Source organism: Marinobacter alkaliphilus (assembly GCF_055394375.1).
Map to the genome: position 1 here is coordinate 1,960,782 of NZ_AP043751.1, position 23,469 is coordinate 1,984,250.

The following is a 23,469-nucleotide window of genomic DNA, read 5'->3' on the forward strand; positions in this document are numbered from 1 at the left end:
GGTGGTTAAGTTACGAGAAAAAGCGGCTCGCTATGGTTTAGAAAATAGGATCGCCCGTGGCCTTGACCGCATAGAACAGGCAATCGCTCTTCGCAATCACCGGGTTGGTGGTGATCATGAAGGTCTTGATGGCCTGGGCAGGGTAGATTCGCCCATCCCTGATTTGCAGCACCTGTTCCATGTTCTCGGTCCGGTTGTGGCTGATGGCCGTGAGCACGTCCAGGCCTTTTTGCCCAACCCATCCGAGGGGCTCATCCGGCGACACAATCCCGAAATTGCGGTGTTCGATGTCGGGCGGAAAGGTGAGGTCCGCCTGCCCACTGGGCGTTAGTCGGTACTCGATGGTCGCATCGGGTGCCAACTCCACCCGAATCGGGTTGCGCAGAACCGCAACGTTCCATTCCGTTTTTTCCAGCGACAGCACGTCAGATTGTGAGGCATACCGAACCAGCCCTTCGTACGCCAGTTGGTGCGCGTGATCATCCTGAGCACCGCCACACTCGATGGTGACGGTGGGCACCTCCTGCTCGGAATATTCCATTAGTGCCCCCAGGCGAAGATCCGTCATGATCAGCCGGTCGGTAAACAGCGACGCCAGCGCTTGGTGGGCAGCGTCGTTGGTGATGGTCACGGCGAAGGCAGGGCCGGTGCCTGAGGTGTTGTGCACGTCCAGCAGGCACTCGGGGTTGGCGGTCTGAAGCTCGGCCAGCATAGCCTGGGCAATGGCGCCTTCCTCTCCTTCAAACGGTTCTTTGAAGCACCGGTTCAGGTCACGGCCGCCTGGCACTTGGCGCAGTGACAATACCGGCGGGATTTTCGCGGGGTGGACGCCGCCCAGAAGGAACAGCAGGTTGACCTCCGGGGTGTGTTGCTCCAGTAGCCATCGGTGAATCGCGAACAGCCCTGAGGGTTCGTTGCCGTGAAGCAGGGTTGCCATGGCCCGGGTTCTGGAAGGATCGCGGCCAGCAACGCGAACCACCGTGGGCCGTTGCAGCCGGTCCAGCCACTCCAGGGGCGAGCGGCCCAGGGTCTGGGGTGAGGGGTTGTTGAGGTAATCCAGGGTGTTCGAGCGGCTCATGGTGCCAAGGTCCATTCGTGCAGTGGTGTGTTTGTCTTCTGATGGCTCATGTATAGAGACAGCATACTCTTGAACGCCTCGTCGGTAGTCTGGGTCCTGTAAAAAGACTCCGTGATCTGGCGCTGCCATCGGGCGCCCGTCATCCTGGTTTGAATGCGGCCTTCGATCATCCCGAGCAGGCGCTGGATCTCCGCCTCGTCCACGGCGGTTCGTTGCAAGGCTTCCCGGGCGCGCGGCAGCAGGTCACGGGCAACGTTCAACAGGGGTGTATCCTGTAACTGTACCTGGTCTTTGTGGGGCCAGATGATGTCTGCACCGATGCCGTATTTGGCGGCACGATAGAAATTGTGTTCGGTGTAGTGAAAGGGAAGTATCGACGTCAGGTGACGGATATCCTCGAGTACCGCCAACGCCGCCCCGATGATGAACAGCCCGTTCGCGCACATATCCACGGCGGTTGGGCCGGCCGGCATGGATCGAATCTCGATGCGCAGGTGGCCGCCTTCTGTGTGATCAAAAATGGCCCGGTTCCACGGCCAGGTGGTGCCATGGTGCAGCCGCAGTTCGGCCAGTTCCGGTACCTCTCCCCGATCAATCACCGCCATCGGATCTTCTTCCGACATCAATGGCAGGATGGGGGGATACAAGGAGGCTGAGGCGGCAAACAGCTCCCAGGCGCTGCGTGCCCAGCCGTTGCCGTAATAAACCCTTGGCGGGTGTTTCCAGGTTCTGTGGTTGGGCGATCGGCTGTCGACGGACTGTTTGAACAGCGCGATGCGGGTTTCGTCCCAGAGGTGGTGGCCGAACAGGCTGGGCGAATTGCTGGCCAGAGCCAGCGCAATGGGCGTCACCAACTGCACGGCGTTGAAGTAGTCAGCAAAGCGGTGGGCAGGCACCCGCCAGTGCAATTGGAACGAGGTGGTCGCCCCTTCCATGGTGACGTCGTCCGCTTCCAGGTCGATGACGTCATTACCACCGATATGGATGCTGAATGGCTCGCCCCGTTGCTGGATCAAGGCGTTGGATAGCGCATGGTAGCGGGGTTCGTCTGTCATCACCTTCGCGCCCATATCGGACTGGCGCAACGTGGGTAGAATGCCGATGGGCACCAGTTCGCCATTCAATGGGGCGGCGTGCTGGTTGATTCGCCGCATGGCCTCGAGCAGTTCCTGCTCGGTTCTGGCAAAGGGGGCTCCCTTGAAGGCCTGGGGGCTGAGGTTGTATTCAAGGTTGAAGCGGTTGAGCTCAACCGTCAGTTGTGGATCCTGAACGCTGGCGGCTAGTTCCGTGTTGATCGGCTGAACACGCAGGTCCGGGTTTACGATGTAGAACTCGACCTCGGCACCAATGGAAGATTCCCCCTCACCAAAGCCGGGCCGGTTTAGAAGGCGGGTGAGTGCGGTAAGGTCCGTTCGCACCTTGGCCGCAAAACGGTCAAATTCTTCCGCCGTAAATTCCGATTGTTTTATCGACAGTCCCATAGCGGTTGTGTCTCTAGCACTGGCTTACTTTGATAGTAGCGGAAATGAGGTGTGGAAGCCGGGACAGATTTATTTTCGCAGTTTCCCTGATAGTTCAGTCGCGATTTTGAGTACTACCTGACAAACCTTCAGGGGTGGAAGGTTGGCATGAGTGAACCTATTTAGGTACACTTGGATTGCGCCAAGGAAGGGGTTGTATGACAAAGAAAACAGTAAATGTCGTATTTTACAGAACAGCCAATGGTCGAGAGCCGGTTAAGGATTGGTTGCTGAAGCTTGATAAGGAGGATCGTTCAGCGATCGGAACTGATCTGAAGACTGTGGAATATGGATGGCCACTGGGAATGCCCTTGGTAAGGGGGTTCTCTGGCAAGGCCAATTCAGACTTGTGGGAAGTCCGCAGTGATCTATCAGGCGGTCGGATTGCACGAGTCATATTCACAATGTTTTGTGGGGACATGGTGTTGCTAAACGGTTTCATCAAAAAGACTCAGAAAACACCAGATCAAGAGTTGGCAAAGGCGAGAGATCGTAAGAAGAATCTTGTCTGAATGGGAGCAGGAAAATGACACAGCACAAACACGTTGGCAGCTCTCTCGATGATCTGCTTGAAGCTGACGGCACACTTGAGCAAGTAGAAGCTGAGGCGCTGAAGCGGGTAATTGTCTGGCAGATTCAGCAGGCAATGGGGCAGATCGGTGTGAATAAGTCTCAGCTTGCCCAGAAAATGCATACCAGCCGTACGGTGGTTAACCGCCTTCTTGATGAGAAGGATACCGGTGTAACCATCACAACGCTTGTGAAAGCAGGGCGGGCTTTGGGGATGACCTGGACCTTGCAGGCCGGAGAGGATAATGGCTCTCCTCGTGCGGCTTGAGTGGAGGCCTTACCCCTTCTCAACGATTATCCTGACTCAGGGTTAGAACGCCCGATTGCTGGGAAAAGTTAAGCTGCCCGAGCACGCTCATGCCGAGCAACACCATGTCTGGGTCCATGGCGGGGTTGATGGTGCCGGGTACATTGTAGAATGTCATGTCGCCCAGGCGGAGTTCCTGAATGGTCGTGCTCCACACATTGACTGTACCAGCGGCGGTATGTGCACGGCCGGATTGGCCCTTTCTAAGGCCTGCTTTTTGGGCGAGGGATTCTGAGACTGCCACGGTTGTGGCACCGGTATCCAGAATGAAGGTGACACGCTGGTTGTTGATGGTGCCGTTCGCCAAATAATGGCCCTGGCGGTTGGCCTGTAGTTCAATCTCTGTGACGCTGCCGCGGGTTTGGCTGACCAGTTGCTGGTTAGGGTTGTTTTGTTGGGAGTCCCAGCTGCCGAAAAAATGCGTGACAGCGGCGAGCAATACAACCCAGAACACAGCGAAGTACAGGAGGTATCGGATTTCGGGTTTGATGATGCCAGGTTTGCTCATCCTGTTCCTTGTTGTGGGGCATGGGCAGGTTGTTCCAATACTACCTTGGCCACTCGCTCGGCGGTAGCATCTGGATTTCCCATACACAATCCTCGGACGTGCGGAAAACCGGGACAGATTTATTTTATGCACACTGTTTCTGGCGTTATCAGCCTATGTCGAAAAATATCTATCAAACAAGAGCTATCAAACAACCATGACGAGAAAGACATTAGGTTTAACCCGGAAACCAATTAGAGACGCCAAGCCAGTGGCTGAGAAAGCCGAAGTTATGGTTGAGGCTGATCCCCAAAAGCGTTTTTTAAACAGTGTGGTTATCAATCCAGCGCCGGCGATTCGTTTGGAGTCAGGTTCAGAAAAGCTCACGGTGCGTGCGATGGATTTGATCACGCCGATTGGCATGGGGCAGCGAGGTTTGATCGTTGCGCCGCCGGGGTCTGGAAAATCAACGATTCTAAAAGATATTTGCCAGGCGGTGGGAAAGGCCTATCCCGAGATTAAACTTTACGCGTTATTGATCGATGAGCGACCCGAAGAGGTTACTGATTTCAGGCGCAGCGTTCCGGCTGAGGTACACGCTTCTTCTTCGGATGAAAGCTATGCTCATCACGTTCGCGTTGCCGATGAGCTTCTTGATATGGCCCGCCAACAAGCTGGTGAGGGTCACAACGTAATGATTGTGATTGATTCTCTCACCAGGCTTTCCCGTGTGCATAATGCGGAGCGAAAGAGCAGCGGTCGTACTATGTCTGGCGGGATGGATGCGCGAGCGATGGAGATCCCGCGGAGGTTGTTTGGCGCTGCACGAAACATTGAGAATGGCGGCTCGCTGACCATTTTGGCCACCGTTCTGGTGGATACCGGCAGCCGTATGGACCAGGTTATCTTTGAGGAATTTAAAGGCACGGGGAACATGGAGCTGGTTTTATCAAGAGACGTTGCGAGCCAGCGAATCTTCCCCGCGCTGGACATTTCGAAAAGCAGTACCCGCCGTGAAGAGCTGCTGTTAGATCCGAAATATTTAGACAAAATAAGAGCGTTGCGCCGGGCGCTTGGCGGCCTCAAACCGCTAGAGGGCACAAGAAAGCTGGTTGAGCTGCTTGAGAAGTACCCCGCCAATGCGGAGCTTCTGAACAGCATCTCCGGAACAGACACCGATTGAAGCAGCGCTGTTAGTAGGGAAACCGGAGCCGTTTTAGTCTCCTTTCTTGAATTTCGCTTTGCAATTGCCGCTCATGCACATCGTGCAGTAGTGCTCACGGTCTTCGTGCTCGGCCATCTTCAACGGCTTCCAGCTTTACCCGAAAACCGCAGGCTGCAGCATATTTGCTAAGTGTTCCCCAGCTCGGATTGCTTCGGCCGCGTTCTAGTCTGGATATGTTGCTTTTGTTAGTTCCGAGCTTCTTCGCAACGTCCTCTTGGGTAAGGCCGGCTTTGGTCCTCATCGTAATCAGCTGATCGATGAGGCTGAATTCATCCTGAAGAGCATTATATTCCCGACGGACTTCCGGATTTTCCAGCGCTTTCTGCTTAAACTTTTTGAAATTCATGATTTTTGACCTCCTTCAATCGCTCATTGGCGAGCTCCAGGTCTTTCTTAGGTATTTTTTGATCTTTCTTTACAAAGACATGCAGAATGATAATTCGCTTGCCCTGCACGTAGCAGAAAATGCCTCTACCTATTCCTTCTTTGGCTTTTGCGCGGATCTCAAATAGTTCGCCACCCAGCGACTTTGTGTGTGGCTCCCCGAGGTTCGCCCCATGCTTCTCCATCAATTCCATCAGCCGAATCATTCTGGCTTGAATTTTGGGCGGCAGCTTTGCCAGTTCTTCATCTACTTTACCGTAGAATTCTATTTCCCAATCCATGGGGACTCCTTTATCTTTTGGTTATCATATACGATAACCATGGTCTCGAGAAGTGATTTGGAGACATGGAAAATTGGGTCAGATTTATTTTCTCAGGATCGATACCATGCCTATGCGAATGCGTGAGATGCGCGCGAGTAACTGAGCGAAGGAGACTTGCGATATGAACAGCGCTTCAGCGGCTTATCCAATCGGTACGCCCGGCATTCCCTGGGGCGATGCGGAACGTGCTCAGTGGCTTTCACGGCAGACCCGTCAACGCAGTTACGAGTCCGATGTGTTGAGCGTGATCGAGCGGCTGCGTTCGCGCTTTGATGTGCATGAGTATGGCTGTCTGGAATATGGCCCGGACGTTTATCCGCTGATGGCGATCCGCAGCCGCAACTGGCGTGCCGATCGGCCGGTGGTGCTGATTACGGGCGGCGTGCATGGCTATGAAACAAGCGGTGTGCATGGAGCGCTGCAGTTCGTTGAACAACATGCACTGGATTACGCGGGCCGTGTAAACCTGCTGGTCGCGCCTTGTGTCAGCCCCTGGGCTTACGAACGCATCCATCGTTGGAACGCGAACGCGATTGACCCCAACCGCTCGTTCCGTGATGACGGCCAGGCCGGGGAGTCCGCGGCGCTCATGCAACTGGTCGCTTCGATAGCTGAGCCAATACTGCTGCACATTGACCTGCACGAGACGACCGATACCGACGAAACCGAGTTCCGGCCAGCGCTTGCGGCCCGCGATGGCAAACCGTTTGAGCCGGGTGACATTCCGGACGGCTTCTACCTGGTGGATGACACCGAGAACCCGCAGCCTGAATTCCAGCAGGCGGTGATCGAGGCGGTGGAAAAGATCACTCATATCGCGCCGGCGGATGACAAGGGCGAGATCATCGGCTCACCGGCGGTCGCTCGTGGCGTGATTCAGTATCCGCTGGCGCAGCTTGGCCTTTGCACCAGCATGACCAACGCCCGCTACCGGACCACCACCGAGGTGTACCCAGACAGCGGCCGAGTAACCACGGAGCAATGCAATGCCGCGCAGGTTGCTGCGGTGTGTGCGGCGATCGACTATGCGTTGTCGGTAGGATAAGCAGGACCGTTTTGGGCCGGAAAATAGATCTGTCCCGGTTTTATGAGGAAGATGCCGAGGTTACAAAACTCATAAGGTGTAAATCGAAAGGCTGATTTATCTTTCCCATCTGATTGATTGAGAAAGGCACAACAAGGATGTTCGCGTGATGGATTTTGGTTCAACCTTCCAGGTCGTGCTTTCTGAATTCTGGTATCTGATTCTCCTGCTCATTATCTTGGGCCTGATCAGGACGCCGTGGTTCAAGGGCAAGACGGGGGAATTCCTCGTCAACGCTTCTGCGCGGTTGCTGCTCAACAAATCCCGCTACCATCTGGTCAAGAACGTTACTCTCCCCACGACGGACGACGGCACCACCCAGATTGACCACGTTCTGGTGTCAGAGTTTGGCGTCTTCGTTGTGGAAACCAAGAATATGAAAGGCTGGATTTTCGGCAACCCGCATCAACGTTTCTGGACCCAGAAAATTTACCGGTCCAACTATAAATTTCAGAACCCACTTCATCAGAACTATAAGCATGTAAAAACGCTGCAGGCCTTGCTTGGATTTGATGATCACCAGATGCATTCGGTGGTGGTGTTTGTCGGGGACAGTACCTTCAAGACACCGATGCCTGACCAAGTTACCCGCGGGTTGGGCTATGTTAGCTATATCAAGTCGAAGCAGGAGGCGGTACTGAGCCCTGATCAGGTAAAAGAGGCTCTGGAAAAGGTGGCCTCTGGTCGTCTTAAGGAATCATTTGCCACTGATCGGGCCCATGTTCGGCATGTTAGAGGCCTGGTATCTGAGCGCCATGGCGTTGCACCTCGTGAGTCACGCAGTGGGCTTCTCAAGATCCTGATTTTCCCGGTGTTGATGTTGGGAGTTGGTGCGATCGGCGTGAACGCGTATTCAAATTTCGTTTCGGGGGCGATGGCAATAGGTACAAAACGAGTGTCAGAACCGCGAGTTGAGCAAGCAGCTCGGCCTGCTGAGCCGTCTTCCAATAGCGTTGTTCAGCGTGTTCATCAATCTCCCTCCGAATTGTTTTTAGCACGGCAGGAATGTAATTCGCTGATAGCTGCCGCGATTGGCAATCAGGATCCGCGTCTTTTGAGAGACCGAGATAAGGCGTGTGCTCGATATAAGGCTTTACAGGGAGAAATTCATTGAATCAGAAAACGATGAGCTTGCGGCGGCAGTTGGGTTTTGATTTTTTGAGACCCCTGAGCTTCGATTTGGATCTATTCTGGAGTACAAGATTTTGGACCCTGTAAGTTTTGTGTTTTCCGCATACCTGAATACCGTTCAGTCGAGGGTATCCAATCATTTCAATGAAACCAGAAACCTTGAGATTACGCCGGTCGTTGTCGAATACGAGGGTGTTTCAGTTTCCTATCAGCATCAGTTGTGGCGGGTGCGCCCTGAAAGCATCTGTTCGAATTATCGACAAAACATCAGTCAGTTTTCCGGGTGTACCGTGAAGGCTTCTCAGCTGTTCCATGCGCTGTGTTCGGAATTGAGGCAGTCTGCGTCAGACGACTGGCGGCAGGTTCAGATCCAGAATATGTATTGCAATGCTGCTGTGTCTTTCAAACCCACTGTTGCAAATATAGACTCAGCCCCGACGCTTTCCGGGTTGGAGGAAGCCCGTCAGGCGTGCAACGCGGCGACGGTTGCGGCTATGGGGAATAGTGATCCCAGGTTGGCTCGGGAGCGAGACAAGGCGTGTGAGGTCTATCGGGAATCGAAAGGCCGGTGACAATCAGGTGTTTGTCTGATCAATAATCTCACACAACGCATCTAGCCCATCCGTCAGCGCCGCCGGCCCAGGCTGAAGAATCAGCGGTGATTTGATTTCATACAGGTGCTTGTTGGCCACGGCCGGTACATCGGCCCAACCGGGGCGCTCGCCGCTTGATTTCCGGCCATTTGACCCGATTAATTCAACCATCTGACAAATCAGAGGCCGACCAATCATGACTGACATTCGACACCTGGTGTGTCCCCATTGCCACAAAGTGAATCGCGTACCGGCCGACAAGCTGTCTGCCGGTGGCAACTGCGGTGCGTGCAAACAAGCTCTCTGGCCAGACCAGGTGCTGGATCTTACGGAGCAGTCGTTTGCGGCACACACCGGACGCAGCGATGTGCCGGTATTGGTGGATTTCTGGGCCAGTTGGTGTGGCCCCTGCAAAGCGATGGCGCCACAGTTCGAGCAGGCGGCGAAAGCCTGGCAGGGTAAAGTGCGCTTTGCCAAGCTGAACACCGAACAGTCACCGGGGCCTGCCGGGCAGTTTGGCATTCGCAGCATACCCACAATGATCCTGTTCCAGAATGGCCGGGAAGTGGCCCGTCAGAGCGGTGCTATGAATCAGGCGCAGATCAGCCAGTGGCTGCAATCGAAGGGTATTCGGTAGACTTAGGGTGTAATTGGCAGTCCTCGGGAGGCCTCAAGCCCTTTCAACGATTATCCTGGTTTAGGGGCAGGGCGTTTTATGCCTACACTCAAGTAGTCCCTTATTGATTCTGGAGACTACTATGGATTTCCACGCTTACCGCCAGGCTTTAGCCGACACCCTGGAAGGCAGCGAGCTACCCTTTCCGGCAGGTGAATTAAGTCTCCGTTTGGCGCGTACCCGGGCTCTGATGACTGAAGCCGGACGTGATGCCCTGCTGTTGACCGATCCTGCCGATATTTTCTACCTAACCGGCTATCATACCTTTGAGGTCTCCGTGCATACCGCGTTGTTGGTCACGGCGGAACGTGTTGTCCTGCAGGTACCGTCGATTGAGACTGGGCCGGCTGTTGTTACCGCAAGGGTCGACGAAATCATTGGTTACCGCTGGGAGGATATCAGTGAAGTCATCGAGCCTTTGCTGGCCTTGCTGTCACCCTGCCAGTACATAGGCCTGGATGCGAATTCTGCCGGTTTGCGCTACGCCATCATTCAACCCCTGTTAAACCGTCTGGGCAAGGCACGCTTTCACCATGATGGCGGCGCATTGCTGGATAGTCAGCGTCTGGTCAAAAGCGAGGCCGAACTGAACTGCCTGCGCGAGAGCGCACGCATCACCGCAATCGGTCTACGAGCTGCAGAAGCTATCATTGAGCCCGGCATTACCGACAATGAGGTGGCTGCCGAGGGTGCACGTGCACTGCTCGCGGCGGGCAGCGAGTTCATGAGCCTGCAGCCGATCGTGACCTGCGGTCAGCGCAGCAGCGTGATACACGTCAATCATAAACGCACCGTTATCGAGGCAGGGGATCCGGTGTTCCTTGAATTTGGTTCAGCTTATCAGCGCTATACCGCGCCGATGATGCGCACTGTTGTAGCGGGCGGAGCCACGGCTCAGATGCACCAGATCGCGGAAGTGTGCCAATGCGTCTATGCCGCCCTGAAAGAAACTATGTGCCCGGGTAATACCTTTGATGATGCAGCACAGGCTGCCGAGGCGGCCCTGGCACGCTATGCCGATCGAGTATTTTTCTCTGGCGTATTCGGCTACTCAGTAGGAGCGCAGTTCCCTCCCAGCTGGGTTGAAGGCACCGGCTACATTGCCCGCGGTCTCACCCGCCGCTTTGAGGAAAACATGGTTTTCCACCTCCCCCTGTGTCTTCGCCTGCCTGGGGAGTGGGGTATTGGCCTAAGTGACACGGTACAGGTCACTGCCAAGGGTGGTGTAGCCATTACCGACAATGATTGGCAGGTCAATGAACGGGTTGACCTCATTAAATCTTAAACGTACCTGGACCCGACATGTTTAAACCCAGTTGTTACAGCTGCCGAAAAAAGTTTGAGCCATCTGCGTTGCGTGTTTCTTACTCGAAGAATTACTGTGAGAGCTGCGGCGTTGGGTTGTTTGGTGAGGATTACTTCAGCTTCCCGCCAAAGCCGGCTCCAACTACCCGGAGGAACCTGGTGGTTCATGGTGCGGTACTTATTATAGGAGCTGCTTTTTTCGCGTTATGGCTGTCGTTTATAGGGTTCTGAGGGCCGGGTCTGCCAATGCCGATTCAAATATGGGCCAGTGCGCTCCTGGTTTGTGACAACCATCCCATCGTTTCCATATGAGGGCGCGTGGGTGGGCCGAGCCCGGGACGATCGGAAGCGGTTTTGCTATGGTTGGCGAAAATAGCCATGTTTGACGACACATAGAGGCGGAAAGGCGCCGCCCGGGTCCCCGCTCCCAACCACAAGGAAAGCAGCCATGCTGTCAGGCCCCGACGCTTTATCCGCCGTTTTCACTCCAGTTTCAGGGACCGCGCCGGTCACCCAGCTCGTGTTCGGGATCGCGCTCTCGCTGCTCGGTGTCAGCGCCTCCGCTGGGGTCTACAAATGCGAAACGGGCTCCGGTCAAGTTGCCTACCAAGCCATGCCCTGCGAGATCACCTCCACTCAAAGCGAGATAAAGATCCGCAACACCCGGTCGTCGACCCCGGCGAAGACTCAAGTCGCGCCGGACCCTGCCCTAGGGCAGGGATTACCGGAGCACCGTATTCAGTTCATGGCCGATGAGCCTTACATAGTCTTCCGGAAAGGAGAGCTCTGGGGCGGTTCGATTGCTCTGCCCACCGCCAAGCAAACCATTGTCAAAAGACAACAAGATTTGGCGCAAGCCGAGCAGTGTGACGTGAGGTGGAAGAAAAACATTGCGGAGCGGAAGAAGCGCCGTGAAGAAACGTTCCAGAAAGCCCATGCAGCCTGCAAACGCCAGCGCCATTCCCATTGCGATACGCGGGATCCGGACAAAATGATTGACTTGTATGAGGCGCGCAATAATGCCTATCTGGATGTGCCAAACAATCCCGATGAATATCGCCGACGCGCTATTCAGGTTGCCAGCGCCAAGCGCACGAATGAATTTAGGAACCGAGACAACCCGTGTCCGGATAAACGGACCCGGGATTATTGGCAGCAAGAGATTGAACGGCATCAACAAGCCGTGATGCTGATGGAAAACGCTTTGGTTGAACGCAACGAATCAAACCCGCAGGACTAGCCCGCGGTTTTTATGGCCAGGTCGATCTCAGTAATTCTTGATTTCGAACTGGTCGTCTTCCGGGTCAGCGGTGTAACGTCCTTCTACCTGATCCCAGTAATTCGTGTTGCCCATCATGTCCAGAATCCGGCTGTCATCGGTACTGGCGCTTGCGGCGTCGTTGCCGGTAGGGGTCCGGTTACCCCACCAGTTGATGGTGACTTCTTCTGGAGGCGCGGAGGCCATTGAGCGGAAGTAATTCGGCACAACGTGATTGTGCTTGTTTACTTCATCGGCCAGGTACCAGTAACGGTGCCACATCTCAGCCACCATGGCGCGCAGCTGCAGGTTTTTGTCACCAATCCACAGGTCATTGATGTTGCTTGAGTAATAGGCCGTTACCGGCGTGTTGTGGCGCTCGATCAGGTCTTGAACAATCCACCGAACTCGCTCACCGGTCCAGTCCAGTTTGCCGTCACCGTTGGCATCGCCCAGGTAGCTTTTGCCGTCTTTTGAGTAGAACGGGTCCAGCAGTTCCAGTCGATCAACCATCACGTTCACGCCAACATCACCGACATAGATCGCATCGCTGATTTTGCCGGCCACGATGGTTGCCAATTGGTTGCCCAGCGAGTGGCCAGACAGACGAACGTAGTAGGAGGTGTTGCCGGCCAGTGCTGCGGTCACCTGCTCAAAGGCAATATCGCCGACTGACTTGTTGGGTGAATGCTGAGTGCTGTAGCTGCCGTCACTGAGGCGGTACCGCATGCCGCGAGGACCGTTGGCGGTCCACATTTTGGCCTCGGCATCTTTGAGCTCCGATTCATCGGCGAACTGGTCCCAATAAAAATAGGCGATGTTCCAGCCTTTGCTCTTCCAGGGGCTGGAGGTGATGACGTCTTCGGAGCCCCAGACGAAGCGGAAGTCTTCACGGTCGTAGCCGTCGCCGCGGGTAGCGGAACCCGGCTGCCAGCCGTGGAAATGCACGATGGTCGGTTTCGACGGGTCGTAGAATTTGAGTGGTACATTGTTGACTGTGCCGTCGGCCTCTAACGCTTTGACGGAATTGTTGTCGCCGTCAAACCAGTAAAGCCCGTAATCGAGTGTGTCTGCTGCGGCGTGCGCGGCAAGAGGGAGAAACAGAACAGATGCCAATAGCATCAGGGAAATGTATCGGAAGGTTTTTAACATAGCGTATTTTTATCCATATTGTTTTTGTGTGGATACGGGCTATCGCCCGGATTTGAGGCTATCAGGGCCGACGCGGGATAAAAATGAACACATGTACAAATATACAATTTGTTACATGGTTAACGTTCGAACTTCGGACTGGCTCCCTCAGCGCTAGCCGATGCAAAGTTCACGGCCTAAACTTCATGGATTGGAGCCAGGAGGCGCTATGAACTACTCAGATAGGGTCAACGAAACCTGGTGCCACAGTGCGCCTGGCGCCTCACCTCAGGACTATCGGGAGTTGGTGCGGTACGCCACCTTAGCGGCCTCCAGTCACAATACCCAGCCCTGGATATTCGAGTTGGACGCCAACCGCATACGGGTGTTGCCTGATCTTTCCAGGCGTTGCCCGGCGGTGGACCCGGATGATCACCACCTTTACGCCAGCCTGGGGTGCGCCACGGAGAATCTTCTGCTGGCAGCGCAAGCTGTCGGGTTAAAGGGGCGTTGCCAGTTCGATGTATCGACATCCGGGGTGGTGATTGATTTTGAAGAGGCTATGGCCGCGCAGTCTGCGCTTTTCGAGGCGATTCCACTGCGGCAGTGCAGCCGTTCAGAGTATGACGGTGTGCCGCTTGCGGCTGAAGTGCTGGAGCAGCTTCAGGTAGCGGGGCAGGGTGATGGCGTGTCGGTGCTTCTGATGACCGATGCCGATCAAAAAGCGCTGGTCGCAGATTATGTCGTCAAGGGCAACGATGCCCAATTTGCAGACCCTGAATGGGCTCGGGAGCTTAAAGCCTGGATTCGGTTTAACGGCAAGGAGGCGGTGCTTTCCGGCGATGGGTTGTACGGGCCGGTTATGGGCAATCCGGCTGTGCCCCGTTGGCTCGGATTGCTGGCGATGAAGAGTTCGTTCTCTGCCAAAAACCAGAACAAAAGAGATCATCGGCAAATTCACAGTTCTTCCGCCATTGCCGTCATCTATTCAGAGGCCGATGACATTCCCCATTGGATTGAGGCGGGCCGGTGTTACCAGCGCCTGGCCCTTCAGGCTGCAGCTCTGGGCCTGCGTTCGGCGTTTATTAACCAGCCGGTGGAGGTGGCGACACTGCGCCCTGAATTTGCCCGCGCCATTGGAATTGGTGGCCGGCGCCCGGACCTGATTGTGCGGATTGGCCACGGCCCGCAGATGCCGCGCTCTCTCCGGCGGCCGGTTGAGGAGGTTATCCGGTGATTTTGCTGGGGGTACTTATTCTGGCCGGGCTGGTTTTGTCGGCCTGGCGGCTGCTGGACCACTGGGCGGACCGCAAAGCCATGCGCGAGCTGGTGGGTGCGCAGCTCGCACAGTCCCCGGTCTTTGCCGCCGAGATGGTTGCCGATCTTCCCGAGCCTGCAAGGCGATATTTTCTGTATACCATTGAACCCGGTACGCCGCTTGCGACGGTCGCCCGCATCCGGATGGCGGGGCGCTTCGGCATGGGTGACAAGGGCAATCCCAATTATCTGGATTTCGAGGCAACCCAGGTGTTGGCCCTGCCCTCCGGGTTCGTCTGGAAGATGCATGCGCGGCGCGGCCTGATGCGGCTGTCGGGTTCTGACAGCCAGCGATGGACGCGGTTCTGGCTGATGGGGTTGCTCCCTGTTGCCCGCTTTGGCGGCGACCCGGATCACACCCGCTCGGCGTTCGGCCGCTACGTTACCGAAGCCGTTTTCTGGACGCCTGCAGCGTTGTTGCCGGGCCCGGGCGTTACCTGGGAGGTTCTGGACACTGACAAGGCACGGGTTACCGTGGAGTATCGCGGCCTGTCACATTCTGTGGATATCAAAGTGTCGGCAAGCGGCCAGCCCGTTGAGGTCAGTTTTCAGCGGTGGAGTAACGCCAATCCCGAGAAGAAACACCGGTTACAACCGTTTGGCGGGTATCTCTCTGAGTTCCGGCTGTTCGGCGGGTTTCGTTTGCCGACACGTGTGGAAGCGGGCAATCATTTTGATACGGACCAGTATTTTCCGTTCTTTGTGGCGGATGTGAGCGCTGTTGAGTTCCCCCATGGGCCACCTGGATGTTGACCATGCCATTTGCCAAGCAATGGGCCTGGCGGTTGCACTATAATTCCACTTCAGTGAGCCTGCCTGTTTATTCTGTTTGGAAAAACGGTTCAGGTTCATCAAGTTTCAGCCGGTTTACAGCCGTCTATGGAAAGCAGTAGAACCGGAGATAACCTGGTGATTAAGTATCTCTTAAAAGAAATGGCGACGCGGTTATGCCTCGTGTTCCTGGTTGTATGGCTGGCGCTTCCCCGTGTCTCGGCGGGAAGCAGCATACTGACTTTTGCGTTCAGCGAAGCGTCCCCACCTTACAGTTCCTCATCTGATGGAAGGGCTGCAGGGTTGTTTCCGGATCTGGTGCAGCTGGCGTTCAGTTTTATCCCCGAATACACCACGGAAAGTGTGGTTTTGCCCTGGTCGAGAGCACAATACAACGTCAGGCATGGCGTTACCGATGGTCTTCTCACCTATCCCTCAATGGAGCGACAGGGCTATGCAATCTTTTCAGCTTTACCGCTATTCACGCAGGATTTCGGCCATCTGGTCTACTCGGCTGAAAACCCCAATATCGATGTGATTGAATCGGCAACCAGCTTTGCTGACTTGTCCGGTCTGACGGTGATTGTCGAGAGGGGTTCCAAATGGGAGGAAGACAATATTCCCGGCTATCTGGCGCGTGTGCCGGGCCCACACCTGAATACGATGATGCACCTTCTGATGCTGCGAGAGGCCGGGGATTTTATGGTGCAGCCTGCTGAAGATGCACGATTCGCCGCTCGCCAACTTGGCTATTCGAACAAGCTGAAAGTTCGGAAGGTTGATTTTATCCCTAATTCCCAGATCCCTTTTCACATTGGCGTTTCGCGAGAACTGCCGTTCGCTAGGGAGGTGATCGATAGGGTTGATGCGATTATGCAGAGCCCGGAATTCCAGGCACAGCGGAAAGTTCTGATCGAAAGCTATCGATAGCGCCGAATTATGCGACTAGGCTATTAGTGGTGGCTAGAGTGGTTGAAAGGCATTCGCCATAGGGTTTGTTATAGGGAACGCGGGAGAAGAGGAAAGGGCTTATGATCGGCGATCGCAGCGTAAACGTGTTCTACGACGATGTGATGCTCGGGCACAACCCGGAGGTGGATTTGCCTTTTATGCCCAGCCGGGTGGAGAAGCGTGTCAGGTCGATTCTCGAGGGGCTGAATTTCAAGTGGAGTTATCCGGAACATCCGGGGCGGCTCTCTGCCATCAAGGCGTACCTGGACGAGCACCCGATAGATGGCGTTCAGTTCTGCAGTGGAGCGGCCGCAGCAACCTATGAACAGCTGGCACGCGTGCACACCACGTCTTATCTGGATCATATTTTTTCCATGGCGGGTAAACGCGCCTGGCTCGATAAGGACACCACGGCGGTGTCGCCGGATAGCGTCAGCGCTGCCACGGCGGCGTCTGGCAATGCCATTGCCGCTGTAACCAGTGTTGTGAAGGGGGAGTGCCAAAGCGCTTTCGCGCTGGTGCGGCCGCCGGGCCACCATGCGGAACCGGTACGCGCCCGTGGCTTCTGTCTGCTGAACAATGTTGCCATTGCGGCGGCCCATGCTCAGGCCAAACTGGGCTGTGAACGGATTTTGATCATCGACTGGGATGCCCACCATGGCAATGGCACCCAGGATATTTTCTGGGCTGATCCGGATGTGCTTTTCTTCGATACCCATTGTGCGGCGCCGTTCTATCCTGGCTCTGGTCATCTTGAGGATGTGGGCGAGGGGTTGGGTGAGGGCTACACCATCAACGTTCCGCTGCCGGAGTCCGCGGGTGACGTTGCCTTCGAGAAGGTCTTTCGAGAGATCTTGATCCCGGCGGCTGATTACTTCGAGCCAGACCTTGTACTGGTTTCTGCCGGGTTTGATCCCCACCGTAATGATATGGCGCTGAACCTGACCTACGATGGGTTCAGGGCGATCACCCGTATTGTTCAGGATATTGCAGACAAACATTGTGACGGTCGGCTAGCCATGGTTCTGGAAGGCGGCTACAACCTGACTTCGCTCTCTAAAGGCGTTCATGCGGTGCTGGAGACCTTGGCGGGCGGCGATGCTCCCGAAATACGGGAAGTGGGTGTAAGAGAGGCGGAGCAAGCGGCGGAGTTTCATCGCTCGGCGTTTCAGGATCTTGAAGAGTAGTTGTTGTGGAGGGCCCGGCGTGTCGCGCCGTTAACAGCCCGCCAGAGCTTGGGCTTGCCAGAGTTGGTTCAGGTATGGGCGAGCGCCCTTACGCAGCGGTTAAACATCTCCGCCGAGAAAAAGCGGTGTTCGCCGGATTGCTGCGCCACGAACAGCTGGCCACCGGATTCGCGGATTCCCCCCTCGATCATCAGGTTATCGCTCATCTCGAAATCCTCAATGGTGTGGCCCAGTTCGTCCTGGCAGGTTGCACCCGCCCGTTGCTGATACAGCCGGCTGTCCAGGGTGAACCCGAAGGCGGGCTTGCCCTGGCCGATCATGTAACCCACCTCGAACACAGTACCCGGATCGGCGCTAATGCCGCGAAACGGTGTGAGGTTGGCAATGATGGCGTCGCAGCTGTCCATCAGTTCGCGGTTGGCCTGGTATATCCGGTGGCCACGCTCGTGTTTTGCCTCCTCATCCGAAAACTCGAGCGCTGTGTCCAGCGGGTCGGCGCCTTCGAATCCGGCGTTCCGGAGCAGGCGTTTTTTCTCGGCGACGATGGCCTGGTGTTCTTCCGCCGGGAAGAAGACTTCCGGGCCTGCGAGGTAGATGCGTTTTGTTTTTTGCATGTGAGTATTGTCTGTCAATTCGGCGTTGACTATTGGATACGAGCCGACCGATCGCTGGATAGGTGTGTTGGTAAGTTTAGTTCAATCCAGTCTTCTCGAGTCCCTTTGAATGTCATTCCTAAAGGCGATTGCTCAACTTTGAACATTGCGATGAACGGGCCATCTGGCAATCGATACCAGAAATCTCTGGGCACGCAGATTTGGAAATACATTCGGTCCAGTTGATCGTTCTCAAGTTGATAGCTGCACGAGTGGCGACCACCGCCACGGTATTTTGTGACTTGGTATGCTACCGTTAAGGTCTCGCTACTCAGCATCGTCCAGATGCGCGGGATCGTGTAACCGAAGGATAAGTGGCACATCATCCAGAGCAACAAGGGGCAACCTATGAAGGTGAGGCACTTTTTGCTAAGGCCAAACGAATGCCATTGGGGATCCGGAGTGATCTTTCCTGTATGAAGCAGGTACCCCGCCCAGAGCGATACCAAGAAGGTGATAAATGCCGATAGGTACAGCGCAATCTTGGCAACCTCTAAATCGGGACAGAAATTTTTAGGGCCGAAGATCTGAGGTACCGAGAGGATGACCATTGGCAGCAGAATGGCGCACAGGACTTTTTGGTGCCGATTCATGCTGGATTTAGGGCCAGTTCTTTTCATACATAATCCCTTACAGTCAGGCCGCGTAGTCCTTACGCAAGCGGGGCTATCGTACCAAATGCTTGTGTGTAGCACAGCATACCTTTGGCGGAGAGAACTAACCGCCAAAACATAAAATGCTCAAGGAGGAGCAAAGTGCTTATCAAATATTTCCTGGGCCACAAAAAGGCGCTCACCCTATGTGGCGGGTGCCTGGTGATTGCTCTGACGCTGTACCCGATGTTCTATCGCACCTGGGCTTTCGGTTCCGATGCCTGGGGGCTGACAGTCATAGCGCTTCTTGACCCCGACGAAGTGCCCTGGAGCCCTTCGGATTTCAATAGTCTGGCGATCCGGCCTGCGGTGGCCTACTGGCTTCTCACCAATTTCGACTGGCCCTATGAACGCTGCGGTAAAGCGATGACGGCGATGGGTGGCTGTTCGCAACCTTTGGTCAATTTCGTAGGCACCTCGTTGGATAGGCACGATGCTGATTCCATCATGACGCGCCGTGGCTATGCGTTACTTCGACACTTTGCCGCAAGGGGAGAGCCGTTAAACGGCTACCACAACGGGCTTGCTCCGGTGCATGAGGCCGTCCTTTACGCCGATGTGGGTTATCTTCGCGCCCTTCTGGAGTTGGGGGTGGATCCAAGCCTGCCGATTGATAGTCCGGGGAAGGACTATCATGGCTTTAACGCTTTTGAGTTTGCGGTGTTTTTGGAATCCCGGAACCAGGAAGTTTATCAGACTATCCGGGCAGAGCTTGATGCTCTATAGGCGGGCTCGATCGTCCTCAACCGCTTCCGTTGTTTTAGGGTTGTTTCGCGAGGGCTAAACTTATACTTACCACTCGAATTTCTCATCCAGGAGTTGCTTTATGGGTTTAGCCATCGCACTGCATGTCCTATCTGCCGTAATCTGGGTTGGCGGTATGTTTTTCGCCTACATGGCTATGCGCCCTGCGGTGGTTGAGGTGATTGATGCCTCCCAGCGAGGCGGGCTCTGGTGTGCCACGTTGTCCCGGTTTTTCCGGTGGGTATGGGCGGCGGTGATTCTATTGTTGGTCACCGGGTACTGGATGATTTTGAGTGTGTTCGGCGGCATGGCCGGTGCCGGTTGGCATATCCACGTGATGCAGGCGCTGGGTATTGTGATGATCCTGATCTACGCCCATGTTTACTTTGCCCCCTTCCGGCGGCTGAAACAGGCAGTGGCCAATCAGGACCCTCAGGAGGGCGGGCGCCAGGTGGGGCAGATTCGCAAGCTGGTTGGGACTAACCTGATTCTTGGGCTGATTGTGGTGACGATTGGGGCTGGCGGGCGGTATTTGTGAGCGCGTTGAATCAGAAAGGAATGCTCACTGCCTGGAATGACGCCAAGGGTTTTGGTTTTATCTCGCCGGAGGGTGGCGGTGAGCGTGTGTTTGCTCACATCAGCAGTTATGCAGGCCGGGGCCGGCCGGTTGCTAATCGCAAGGTGACATTCAGCACCACGAAAGATGACCAGGGCCGTTTGAGGGCTGGTCGGTTCCAATATGTTGGGGCAGCAAAGGTGGGTGCCAGCATTGCGCAGGGAGTCTGGGTGGCGGCCGCTGTTGTACTGGCGTTTTTCAGTGTGCTCGCTGGCCTGTTCTATCAAGGTTATCTGCCGGTCTCGATCCCCGCCGCCTACGTCGGGGCGAGTCTGGTTCTGTTTGTCATGTACTGGATTGACAAAAAGGCTGCCCAGCGAGGAGCCCAGCGTACCGCTGAGAAAACGCTGCACCTCTTTGAGCTCTGCTGCGGTTGGCCCGGTGCACTCATGGCGCAGCAGGTTTTCCGCCACAAAACGCGGAAAGGCAGTTATCAGTTTGTGTTCTGGTTGGCGGTGTTGGCCAATCTGGGCGCGTTGGGCTGGTTGCTTGTGGCTCCGGAGGCGATGGGGTTGCGGCAGCAATTGGGCTTTGATTTGTCCAGGTCTTTGCGGCCGCTAATCTGGTAGGTGGGCGTTACGCTAAACAATCTCCCTTTTGCTATGGTGAAGATATCAAGAAGCCAAAAAAGGAACTTTGTTATGTGGTTTCGCAGGACGATGTTACCGCTTTGCGTGTTCTTTATGTCCCCTTTGCCACCAGCCTCTGCTGAAGTTTATAAATGGGTAGATGATGCTGGCAACGTTCACTTTGGAGACCGCATTCCGGAACAACACAAGCAGTCAGGAGAGTCTGTCGACCTTTCAGTTCGCATACCTTCTGCTGAAGAACAGCGCCAGGCTGAAGCTCGTGCTGAGTCGTTGCAACGCGTAGCAGGAGAGTTGGGTGAGCAGCGACGGGAAAAAGAGCGCTTGGAGGAGTCAGAACAAGTACCGGCGCAGCAGAATGTGTCTACCCTGCCGGAGGAGGTGAAGCCGGGTCAGGGGCGCCTGACCCGTGAGCAGCGTATGGCCAATTATGAAGCGGAGATGCAGCGGTATAGGGAAAGTATGGCGTGTTTCGGCAAGTACCAGATCAAGGGCGGTGGTACCAGGGGGTATGCCTTTGAGGAATGCGAGTCCGTTAAGAAGCCGCGCTATCCCGATGTACGTTAGTTCTGGACCACACCCTGGTCAGTCCATACCAGGTAGGTCAGCGTTTGGTGCGAGGAACCTGATGCTGAAGCTGTGATTGCCGCTTTAAGACCTGTAGTAACCCCTTAATACCCGCCCCGACACCACCGCTGCTAATGTTTCCTGACCTGGCAATACAAACACAAGGAGACAGCCATGAGCGGGAAGAAGATTCTGATGATTACCGGTGATTTCACCGAAGACTACGAAACTATGGTGCCGTTCCAGGCACTGCAGGCCGTTGGCCATACGGTTCATGCCGTCTGCCCGGACAAGAAAGCGGGCGATACGGTCGCCACGGCGATACATGATTTCGAGGGTGACCAGACCTACACTGAAAAGCCCGGCCACCGGTTCGCCTTGAATGCGGATTTTGACGGACTGAATCCGGCAGATTACGACGCGCTGGTGGTGCCCGGCGGCCGTGCTCCGGAGTACCTGCGGCTTAACCAGGATGTGCAGAAGCTGGTTCGCCATTTCTTTGAAGCCAACAAGCCGGTGGCGGCGATCTGCCACGGTGCTCAGTTGCTGGCCGCAGCAGGGGTTCTGGAGGGCCGTAAATGCTCTGCCTATCCGGCCTGCCAACCGGAGGTTGAGCTCGCAGGCGGCACCTTCGCCAGTATCGAGGTTGATCAGGCGGTCACCGATGCTAATCTGGTAACAGCACCTGCGTGGCCTGCCCATCCGGCCTGGCTCGCGCAGTTCTTCAAGTTGCTGGATCAGTAACGCAGCAGGGGCCAGGGCGCTGGCCCCTCAGTACCCTCAAGCGCCATCAACCACATTCGGGGAGGCCGTTATGTGCAAGCTCTTTATTAACGCCGATTCGGAGCTTTGGGGTAGCCGCACCCACTCCCTGCGAATTGACGGTATGGTCACCAGTGTGCGGATGGAAAACGCCTTTTGGCAGGTGCTGTCGGAGCTGGCTGAGCGCGATGGTATGAATCTGCCGCAGATGATCACCCGGCTTTATCATGAGTCCATTGATGCGGGCCATGATCTGGGCAATTTCACATCCTTCCTGCGGGTTTGTGCGTTGCGGTATCTGGAATTGCAGCTGAGTGGTGACGTGCCGAGGGATACCCGGGTGCCGATTGCTTCACTAGATGCAGATCGTATTCTCGCTGGTAAACGCGGTAAATCGGCAACACCGAAAGTCGTGAGTAAGGCAAGCCACTAGGCGCGCGACAACCCATATTCGCGGATACAGCCCCTGATCCTCAGTCTGTCGGTTTTATACTGGTCGCATGCACTGGAACAAACACCAGCATCTCGTTGTTTGCCGGCATTGCATAATCTTCCCGCAGTACCAACCCCACCGCCTTGGCCAGCGCAGACAGATCCTCGATATCGCGGATGCCCATGTGTTGCGCCTGAGATCTGAGTGACTGGTCAAACGCCCGATTGCTTTCACTGGTGAACTCGCCCTGGTGCCTGAACGGCCCATACAGGCAAAACGCGCCGTCATCAGGCAGGCTTGCGCCGATGCCCTGGAACATTTGTTCCACTTCTGTCCAGGCCATGATGTGGGCGGTGTTGGCGGAGAACGCCCATCGGAATTCCCGTGTGGGCCATGGGCTGTTGGCCACGTCCAGCTTTCGCATGGGGAGAATATTTGGCAACGCAGCCTGTTCCAGCCGGGAAACAGCCAGGTGCGCGGCCGTGGGGTGGTCCGTTGGCTGCCACTGTATGTGGGGCAGGGCTGCTGCGAAATGCACGGCGTGCTGGCCGGTGCCGGTGCCTATTTCCAGCACGGTGCCCGGTGCATTGAAGACCTCGCGCAGTCTTTCCAGTATGGGGCCCTTGTTGTTTTCGCAGGCTTGGGAAAAGGGCAGGTGGTTGGTCATCAATGCGTTTCTCCTATTTCAGAACGGCTGGCCAGTTCGCATCGGCCTCGCGAATGAGTTGGTTGGTGTTCGCCAGCCAAGACGTCTGTACCGATTGGTTGTAGTTCAGAAACAACCGTCCGTCCCTTATGCTCCAGTGCTGTGGGTCGCCTTTGGCGAGGTAGCCCTGGCTGACAGCCCAGGCGCAATAGCCGCCGTATGCCGGTGCGAATTTTTCAGGGTTGGCGTTGAACTGTGCAAGATTTTCCGCATTGGCGAAACGCCAGGTCGCACCCTGGTACTCTGCAGTGTAACGGGGCGAGCCTTTGACCGGTTTGCCCTGTGTGAAATAGCCCACGGTGTCGTACCCTCCGGCGCCAGTATTGCTCAACAGGCCGGTGTAAACGGGCGGTTCAGCAGCCCAGGCCATGCTGGCCAGGAGCCAGAAGGTAGCAATCAGTGTGATGCGTTGGTTCATGTCAGGTCCTCCCTGGTAGTTAGGTGTACGAT

The 23,469-nt window shown here is 55.6% G+C and carries 29 protein-coding genes; 18 read left to right on the forward strand and 11 right to left on the reverse strand.

The genetic code is table 11. From position 1 onward, the window contains the following. Positions 1–37: 37 nt before the first annotated feature. Together ACZ5Q2_RS08850 and ACZ5Q2_RS08855 are read right to left on the reverse strand one after the other, a co-directional pair. Complete coding sequence (locus ACZ5Q2_RS08850; RefSeq protein WP_230715896.1) at positions 38–1,078, reverse strand: M14 family metallopeptidase; 1,041 nt, start codon at positions 1,076–1,078, stop codon at positions 38–40. Next, entirely contained in the window at positions 1,075–2,559 is a 1,485-nt protein-coding gene (locus ACZ5Q2_RS08855) for a glutamate-cysteine ligase family protein (protein ID WP_230715894.1), read from the reverse strand. Before ACZ5Q2_RS08855 ends, ACZ5Q2_RS08850 begins: the two co-directional genes overlap by 4 nt. Positions 2,560–2,756: 197 nt before the next feature. Here ACZ5Q2_RS08855 and ACZ5Q2_RS08860 point away from each other — a divergent pair, with 197 nt between their 5' ends. Then, complete coding sequence (locus ACZ5Q2_RS08860; protein WP_061333935.1) at positions 2,757–3,110, forward strand: type II toxin-antitoxin system RelE/ParE family toxin; 354 nt, start codon at positions 2,757–2,759, stop codon at positions 3,108–3,110. Between the two features lie 14 nt (positions 3,111–3,124). Then, entirely contained in the window at positions 3,125–3,436 is a 312-nt protein-coding gene (locus ACZ5Q2_RS08865; RefSeq protein ID WP_061333936.1) for a helix-turn-helix domain-containing protein, read from the forward strand. A gap of 19 nt (positions 3,437–3,455) precedes the next feature. Here ACZ5Q2_RS08865 and ACZ5Q2_RS08870 read toward each other — a convergent pair whose 3' ends face one another. Then, positions 3,456–3,983: a retropepsin-like aspartic protease family protein gene (locus ACZ5Q2_RS08870; protein WP_061333939.1), complete on the reverse strand. Its 528-nt coding sequence runs from the start codon at positions 3,981–3,983 to the stop codon at positions 3,456–3,458. Between the two features lie 196 nt (positions 3,984–4,179). Between ACZ5Q2_RS08870 and rho the strand changes: the two genes are divergently transcribed. Next, complete coding sequence (gene rho, locus ACZ5Q2_RS08875; protein ID WP_230715843.1) at positions 4,180–5,145, forward strand: transcription termination factor Rho; 966 nt, start codon at positions 4,180–4,182, stop codon at positions 5,143–5,145. Positions 5,146–5,239: 94 nt separating this feature from the next. On the opposite strand, the gene ACZ5Q2_RS08880 is transcribed toward rho, so the two are convergent. Further along, on the reverse strand, positions 5,240–5,533 hold the full coding sequence (locus ACZ5Q2_RS08880; RefSeq protein ID WP_061334061.1) for a helix-turn-helix domain-containing protein: 294 nt from the start codon (positions 5,531–5,533) through the stop codon (positions 5,240–5,242). After that, the gene (locus ACZ5Q2_RS08885; RefSeq protein ID WP_061334064.1) at positions 5,514–5,852 is read right to left on the reverse strand and encodes a type II toxin-antitoxin system RelE/ParE family toxin; all 339 of its coding nucleotides are present in this window, start codon (positions 5,850–5,852) and stop codon (positions 5,514–5,516) included. The genes ACZ5Q2_RS08880 and ACZ5Q2_RS08885 overlap by 20 nt, the downstream gene beginning before the upstream one ends. A 163-nt stretch (positions 5,853–6,015) precedes the next feature. Between ACZ5Q2_RS08885 and ACZ5Q2_RS08890 the strand changes: the two genes are divergently transcribed. Both ACZ5Q2_RS08890 and ACZ5Q2_RS08895 read left to right on the forward strand, forming a co-directional pair. Next, positions 6,016–6,939 (forward strand): M14 family metallopeptidase, encoded by a 924-nt coding sequence (locus tag ACZ5Q2_RS08890; protein ID WP_061334066.1) that lies wholly within the window; start codon positions 6,016–6,018, stop codon positions 6,937–6,939. Positions 6,940–7,087: 148 nt separating this feature from the next. Next, positions 7,088–8,092: a nuclease-related domain-containing protein gene (locus ACZ5Q2_RS08895; protein ID WP_432210715.1), complete on the forward strand. Its 1,005-nt coding sequence runs from the start codon at positions 7,088–7,090 to the stop codon at positions 8,090–8,092. A 592-nt stretch (positions 8,093–8,684) separates the two neighbouring features. On the opposite strand, the gene ACZ5Q2_RS08900 is transcribed toward ACZ5Q2_RS08895, so the two are convergent. Continuing rightward, complete coding sequence (locus ACZ5Q2_RS08900) at positions 8,685–8,873, reverse strand: hypothetical protein (protein WP_230715841.1); 189 nt, start codon at positions 8,871–8,873, stop codon at positions 8,685–8,687. Positions 8,874–8,898: 25 nt separating this feature from the next. Between ACZ5Q2_RS08900 and trxC the strand changes: the two genes are divergently transcribed. The 3 genes from trxC to ACZ5Q2_RS08915 all read left to right on the forward strand — a co-directional run bounded on the left by trxC (position 8,899) and on the right by ACZ5Q2_RS08915 (position 11,923). After that, on the forward strand, positions 8,899–9,339 hold the full coding sequence (gene trxC / locus ACZ5Q2_RS08905) for a thioredoxin TrxC (protein WP_061333637.1): 441 nt from the start codon (positions 8,899–8,901) through the stop codon (positions 9,337–9,339). Between the two features lie 121 nt (positions 9,340–9,460). Beyond that, positions 9,461–10,663: a M24 family metallopeptidase gene (locus ACZ5Q2_RS08910; RefSeq protein ID WP_061333640.1), complete on the forward strand. Its 1,203-nt coding sequence runs from the start codon at positions 9,461–9,463 to the stop codon at positions 10,661–10,663. A gap of 468 nt (positions 10,664–11,131) precedes the next feature. After that, positions 11,132–11,923 carry a DUF4124 domain-containing protein gene (locus ACZ5Q2_RS08915; protein WP_061333641.1) on the forward strand — a complete coding sequence of 264 codons (792 nt, stop codon included), beginning with the start codon at positions 11,132–11,134 and terminating at the stop codon, positions 11,921–11,923. A 27-nt stretch (positions 11,924–11,950) separates the two neighbouring features. Here the strand turns inward: ACZ5Q2_RS08915 and ACZ5Q2_RS08920 are convergent, their stop codons facing one another. After that, entirely contained in the window at positions 11,951–13,093 is a 1,143-nt protein-coding gene (locus ACZ5Q2_RS08920; RefSeq protein WP_061333643.1) for a hypothetical protein, read from the reverse strand. Positions 13,094–13,301: 208 nt separating this feature from the next. Here ACZ5Q2_RS08920 and ACZ5Q2_RS08925 point away from each other — a divergent pair, with 208 nt between their 5' ends. The 4 genes from ACZ5Q2_RS08925 to ACZ5Q2_RS08940 all read left to right on the forward strand — a co-directional run bounded on the left by ACZ5Q2_RS08925 (position 13,302) and on the right by ACZ5Q2_RS08940 (position 17,298). Further along, positions 13,302–14,309, forward strand: coding sequence for an Acg family FMN-binding oxidoreductase (locus ACZ5Q2_RS08925; RefSeq protein ID WP_061333646.1), 1,008 nt, complete (start codon positions 13,302–13,304; stop codon positions 14,307–14,309). Continuing rightward, positions 14,306–15,142 (forward strand): DUF6544 family protein, encoded by an 837-nt coding sequence (locus ACZ5Q2_RS08930; RefSeq protein WP_230715910.1) that lies wholly within the window; start codon positions 14,306–14,308, stop codon positions 15,140–15,142. The genes ACZ5Q2_RS08925 and ACZ5Q2_RS08930 overlap by 4 nt, the downstream gene beginning before the upstream one ends. A gap of 156 nt (positions 15,143–15,298) precedes the next feature. After that, a complete protein-coding gene (locus ACZ5Q2_RS08935) occupies positions 15,299–16,090 on the forward strand; it encodes a substrate-binding periplasmic protein (protein WP_156471788.1) in 792 nt (263 codons plus the stop codon). A 101-nt stretch (positions 16,091–16,191) separates the two neighbouring features. Next, positions 16,192–17,298: a histone deacetylase family protein gene (locus ACZ5Q2_RS08940; protein WP_061333651.1), complete on the forward strand. Its 1,107-nt coding sequence runs from the start codon at positions 16,192–16,194 to the stop codon at positions 17,296–17,298. A gap of 68 nt (positions 17,299–17,366) precedes the next feature. Here ACZ5Q2_RS08940 and ACZ5Q2_RS08945 read toward each other — a convergent pair whose 3' ends face one another. Both ACZ5Q2_RS08945 and ACZ5Q2_RS08950 read right to left on the reverse strand, forming a co-directional pair. Next, the gene (locus ACZ5Q2_RS08945; protein ID WP_061333653.1) at positions 17,367–17,912 is read right to left on the reverse strand and encodes a nucleoside 2-deoxyribosyltransferase; all 546 of its coding nucleotides are present in this window, start codon (positions 17,910–17,912) and stop codon (positions 17,367–17,369) included. A 29-nt stretch (positions 17,913–17,941) separates the two neighbouring features. Next, on the reverse strand, positions 17,942–18,571 hold the full coding sequence (locus ACZ5Q2_RS08950; protein ID WP_061333655.1) for a hypothetical protein: 630 nt from the start codon (positions 18,569–18,571) through the stop codon (positions 17,942–17,944). A gap of 135 nt (positions 18,572–18,706) precedes the next feature. On the opposite strand from ACZ5Q2_RS08950, the gene ACZ5Q2_RS08955 reads away from it, so the two are divergent. From ACZ5Q2_RS08955 to ACZ5Q2_RS08980, 6 genes are all read left to right on the forward strand, one after another. Continuing rightward, on the forward strand, positions 18,707–19,330 hold the full coding sequence (locus ACZ5Q2_RS08955) for a hypothetical protein (protein WP_061333657.1): 624 nt from the start codon (positions 18,707–18,709) through the stop codon (positions 19,328–19,330). A gap of 100 nt (positions 19,331–19,430) precedes the next feature. Continuing rightward, a complete protein-coding gene (locus tag ACZ5Q2_RS08960) occupies positions 19,431–19,886 on the forward strand; it encodes a CopD family protein (RefSeq protein ID WP_061333659.1) in 456 nt (151 codons plus the stop codon). Continuing rightward, positions 19,883–20,533 (forward strand): DUF1294 domain-containing protein, encoded by a 651-nt coding sequence (locus ACZ5Q2_RS08965; protein WP_227510296.1) that lies wholly within the window; start codon positions 19,883–19,885, stop codon positions 20,531–20,533. Before ACZ5Q2_RS08960 ends, ACZ5Q2_RS08965 begins: the two co-directional genes overlap by 4 nt. Positions 20,534–20,605: 72 nt before the next feature. After that, a complete protein-coding gene (locus ACZ5Q2_RS08970) occupies positions 20,606–21,118 on the forward strand; it encodes a DUF4124 domain-containing protein (protein WP_061333661.1) in 513 nt (170 codons plus the stop codon). A gap of 174 nt (positions 21,119–21,292) precedes the next feature. After that, a complete protein-coding gene (locus ACZ5Q2_RS08975) occupies positions 21,293–21,862 on the forward strand; it encodes a DJ-1/PfpI family protein (RefSeq protein ID WP_061333663.1) in 570 nt (189 codons plus the stop codon). A 70-nt stretch (positions 21,863–21,932) separates the two neighbouring features. After that, the gene (locus ACZ5Q2_RS08980) at positions 21,933–22,313 is read left to right on the forward strand and encodes a ribbon-helix-helix domain-containing protein (protein ID WP_061333665.1); all 381 of its coding nucleotides are present in this window, start codon (positions 21,933–21,935) and stop codon (positions 22,311–22,313) included. Between the two features lie 40 nt (positions 22,314–22,353). On the opposite strand, the gene ACZ5Q2_RS08985 is transcribed toward ACZ5Q2_RS08980, so the two are convergent. Together ACZ5Q2_RS08985 and ACZ5Q2_RS08990 are read right to left on the reverse strand one after the other, a co-directional pair. Next, a complete protein-coding gene (locus tag ACZ5Q2_RS08985) occupies positions 22,354–22,980 on the reverse strand; it encodes a DUF938 domain-containing protein (protein ID WP_061333667.1) in 627 nt (208 codons plus the stop codon). A 13-nt stretch (positions 22,981–22,993) separates the two neighbouring features. Then, complete coding sequence (locus tag ACZ5Q2_RS08990; RefSeq protein ID WP_061333669.1) at positions 22,994–23,437, reverse strand: YHS domain-containing (seleno)protein; 444 nt, start codon at positions 23,435–23,437, stop codon at positions 22,994–22,996. Between the last annotated feature and the right edge of the window lie 32 nt (positions 23,438–23,469).

Excerpts from the sequence above, each read along its gene's own strand:
- ACZ5Q2_RS08895 (WP_432210715.1), top strand. The coding sequence starts at position 7,088 with ATGGATTTTGGTTCAACCTTCCAGGTCGTGCTTTCTGAATTCTGGTAT.
- ACZ5Q2_RS08975 (WP_061333663.1), top strand. The coding sequence starts at position 21,293 with ATGAGCGGGAAGAAGATTCTGATGATTACCGGTGATTTCACCGAAGAC.
- ACZ5Q2_RS08860 (WP_061333935.1), top strand. The coding sequence starts at position 2,757 with ATGACAAAGAAAACAGTAAATGTCGTATTTTACAGAACAGCCAATGGT.
- trxC (WP_061333637.1), top strand. The coding sequence starts at position 8,899 with ATGACTGACATTCGACACCTGGTGTGTCCCCATTGCCACAAAGTGAAT.
- ACZ5Q2_RS08910 (WP_061333640.1), top strand. The coding sequence starts at position 9,461 with ATGGATTTCCACGCTTACCGCCAGGCTTTAGCCGACACCCTGGAAGGC.
- ACZ5Q2_RS08925 (WP_061333646.1), top strand. The coding sequence starts at position 13,302 with ATGAACTACTCAGATAGGGTCAACGAAACCTGGTGCCACAGTGCGCCT.
- ACZ5Q2_RS08920 (WP_061333643.1), bottom strand. The coding sequence starts at position 13,093 with ATGTTAAAAACCTTCCGATACATTTCCCTGATGCTATTGGCATCTGTT.
- ACZ5Q2_RS08865 (WP_061333936.1), top strand. The coding sequence starts at position 3,125 with ATGACACAGCACAAACACGTTGGCAGCTCTCTCGATGATCTGCTTGAA.
- ACZ5Q2_RS08950 (WP_061333655.1), bottom strand. The coding sequence starts at position 18,571 with ATGAAAAGAACTGGCCCTAAATCCAGCATGAATCGGCACCAAAAAGTC.
- rho (WP_230715843.1), top strand. The coding sequence starts at position 4,180 with ATGACGAGAAAGACATTAGGTTTAACCCGGAAACCAATTAGAGACGCC.
- ACZ5Q2_RS08940 (WP_061333651.1), top strand. The coding sequence starts at position 16,192 with ATGATCGGCGATCGCAGCGTAAACGTGTTCTACGACGATGTGATGCTC.
- ACZ5Q2_RS08915 (WP_061333641.1), top strand. The coding sequence starts at position 11,132 with ATGCTGTCAGGCCCCGACGCTTTATCCGCCGTTTTCACTCCAGTTTCA.
- ACZ5Q2_RS08990 (WP_061333669.1), bottom strand. The coding sequence starts at position 23,437 with ATGAACCAACGCATCACACTGATTGCTACCTTCTGGCTCCTGGCCAGC.
- ACZ5Q2_RS08885 (WP_061334064.1), bottom strand. The coding sequence starts at position 5,852 with ATGGATTGGGAAATAGAATTCTACGGTAAAGTAGATGAAGAACTGGCA.
- ACZ5Q2_RS08900 (WP_230715841.1), bottom strand. The coding sequence starts at position 8,873 with ATGGTTGAATTAATCGGGTCAAATGGCCGGAAATCAAGCGGCGAGCGC.
- ACZ5Q2_RS08870 (WP_061333939.1), bottom strand. The coding sequence starts at position 3,983 with ATGAGCAAACCTGGCATCATCAAACCCGAAATCCGATACCTCCTGTAC.
- ACZ5Q2_RS08960 (WP_061333659.1), top strand. The coding sequence starts at position 19,431 with ATGGGTTTAGCCATCGCACTGCATGTCCTATCTGCCGTAATCTGGGTT.
- ACZ5Q2_RS08855 (WP_230715894.1), bottom strand. The coding sequence starts at position 2,559 with ATGGGACTGTCGATAAAACAATCGGAATTTACGGCGGAAGAATTTGAC.
- ACZ5Q2_RS08890 (WP_061334066.1), top strand. The coding sequence starts at position 6,016 with ATGAACAGCGCTTCAGCGGCTTATCCAATCGGTACGCCCGGCATTCCC.
- ACZ5Q2_RS08970 (WP_061333661.1), top strand. The coding sequence starts at position 20,606 with ATGTGGTTTCGCAGGACGATGTTACCGCTTTGCGTGTTCTTTATGTCC.
- ACZ5Q2_RS08985 (WP_061333667.1), bottom strand. The coding sequence starts at position 22,980 with ATGACCAACCACCTGCCCTTTTCCCAAGCCTGCGAAAACAACAAGGGC.
- ACZ5Q2_RS08980 (WP_061333665.1), top strand. The coding sequence starts at position 21,933 with ATGTGCAAGCTCTTTATTAACGCCGATTCGGAGCTTTGGGGTAGCCGC.
- ACZ5Q2_RS08850 (WP_230715896.1), bottom strand. The coding sequence starts at position 1,078 with ATGAGCCGCTCGAACACCCTGGATTACCTCAACAACCCCTCACCCCAG.
- ACZ5Q2_RS08945 (WP_061333653.1), bottom strand. The coding sequence starts at position 17,912 with ATGCAAAAAACAAAACGCATCTACCTCGCAGGCCCGGAAGTCTTCTTC.
- ACZ5Q2_RS08880 (WP_061334061.1), bottom strand. The coding sequence starts at position 5,533 with ATGAATTTCAAAAAGTTTAAGCAGAAAGCGCTGGAAAATCCGGAAGTC.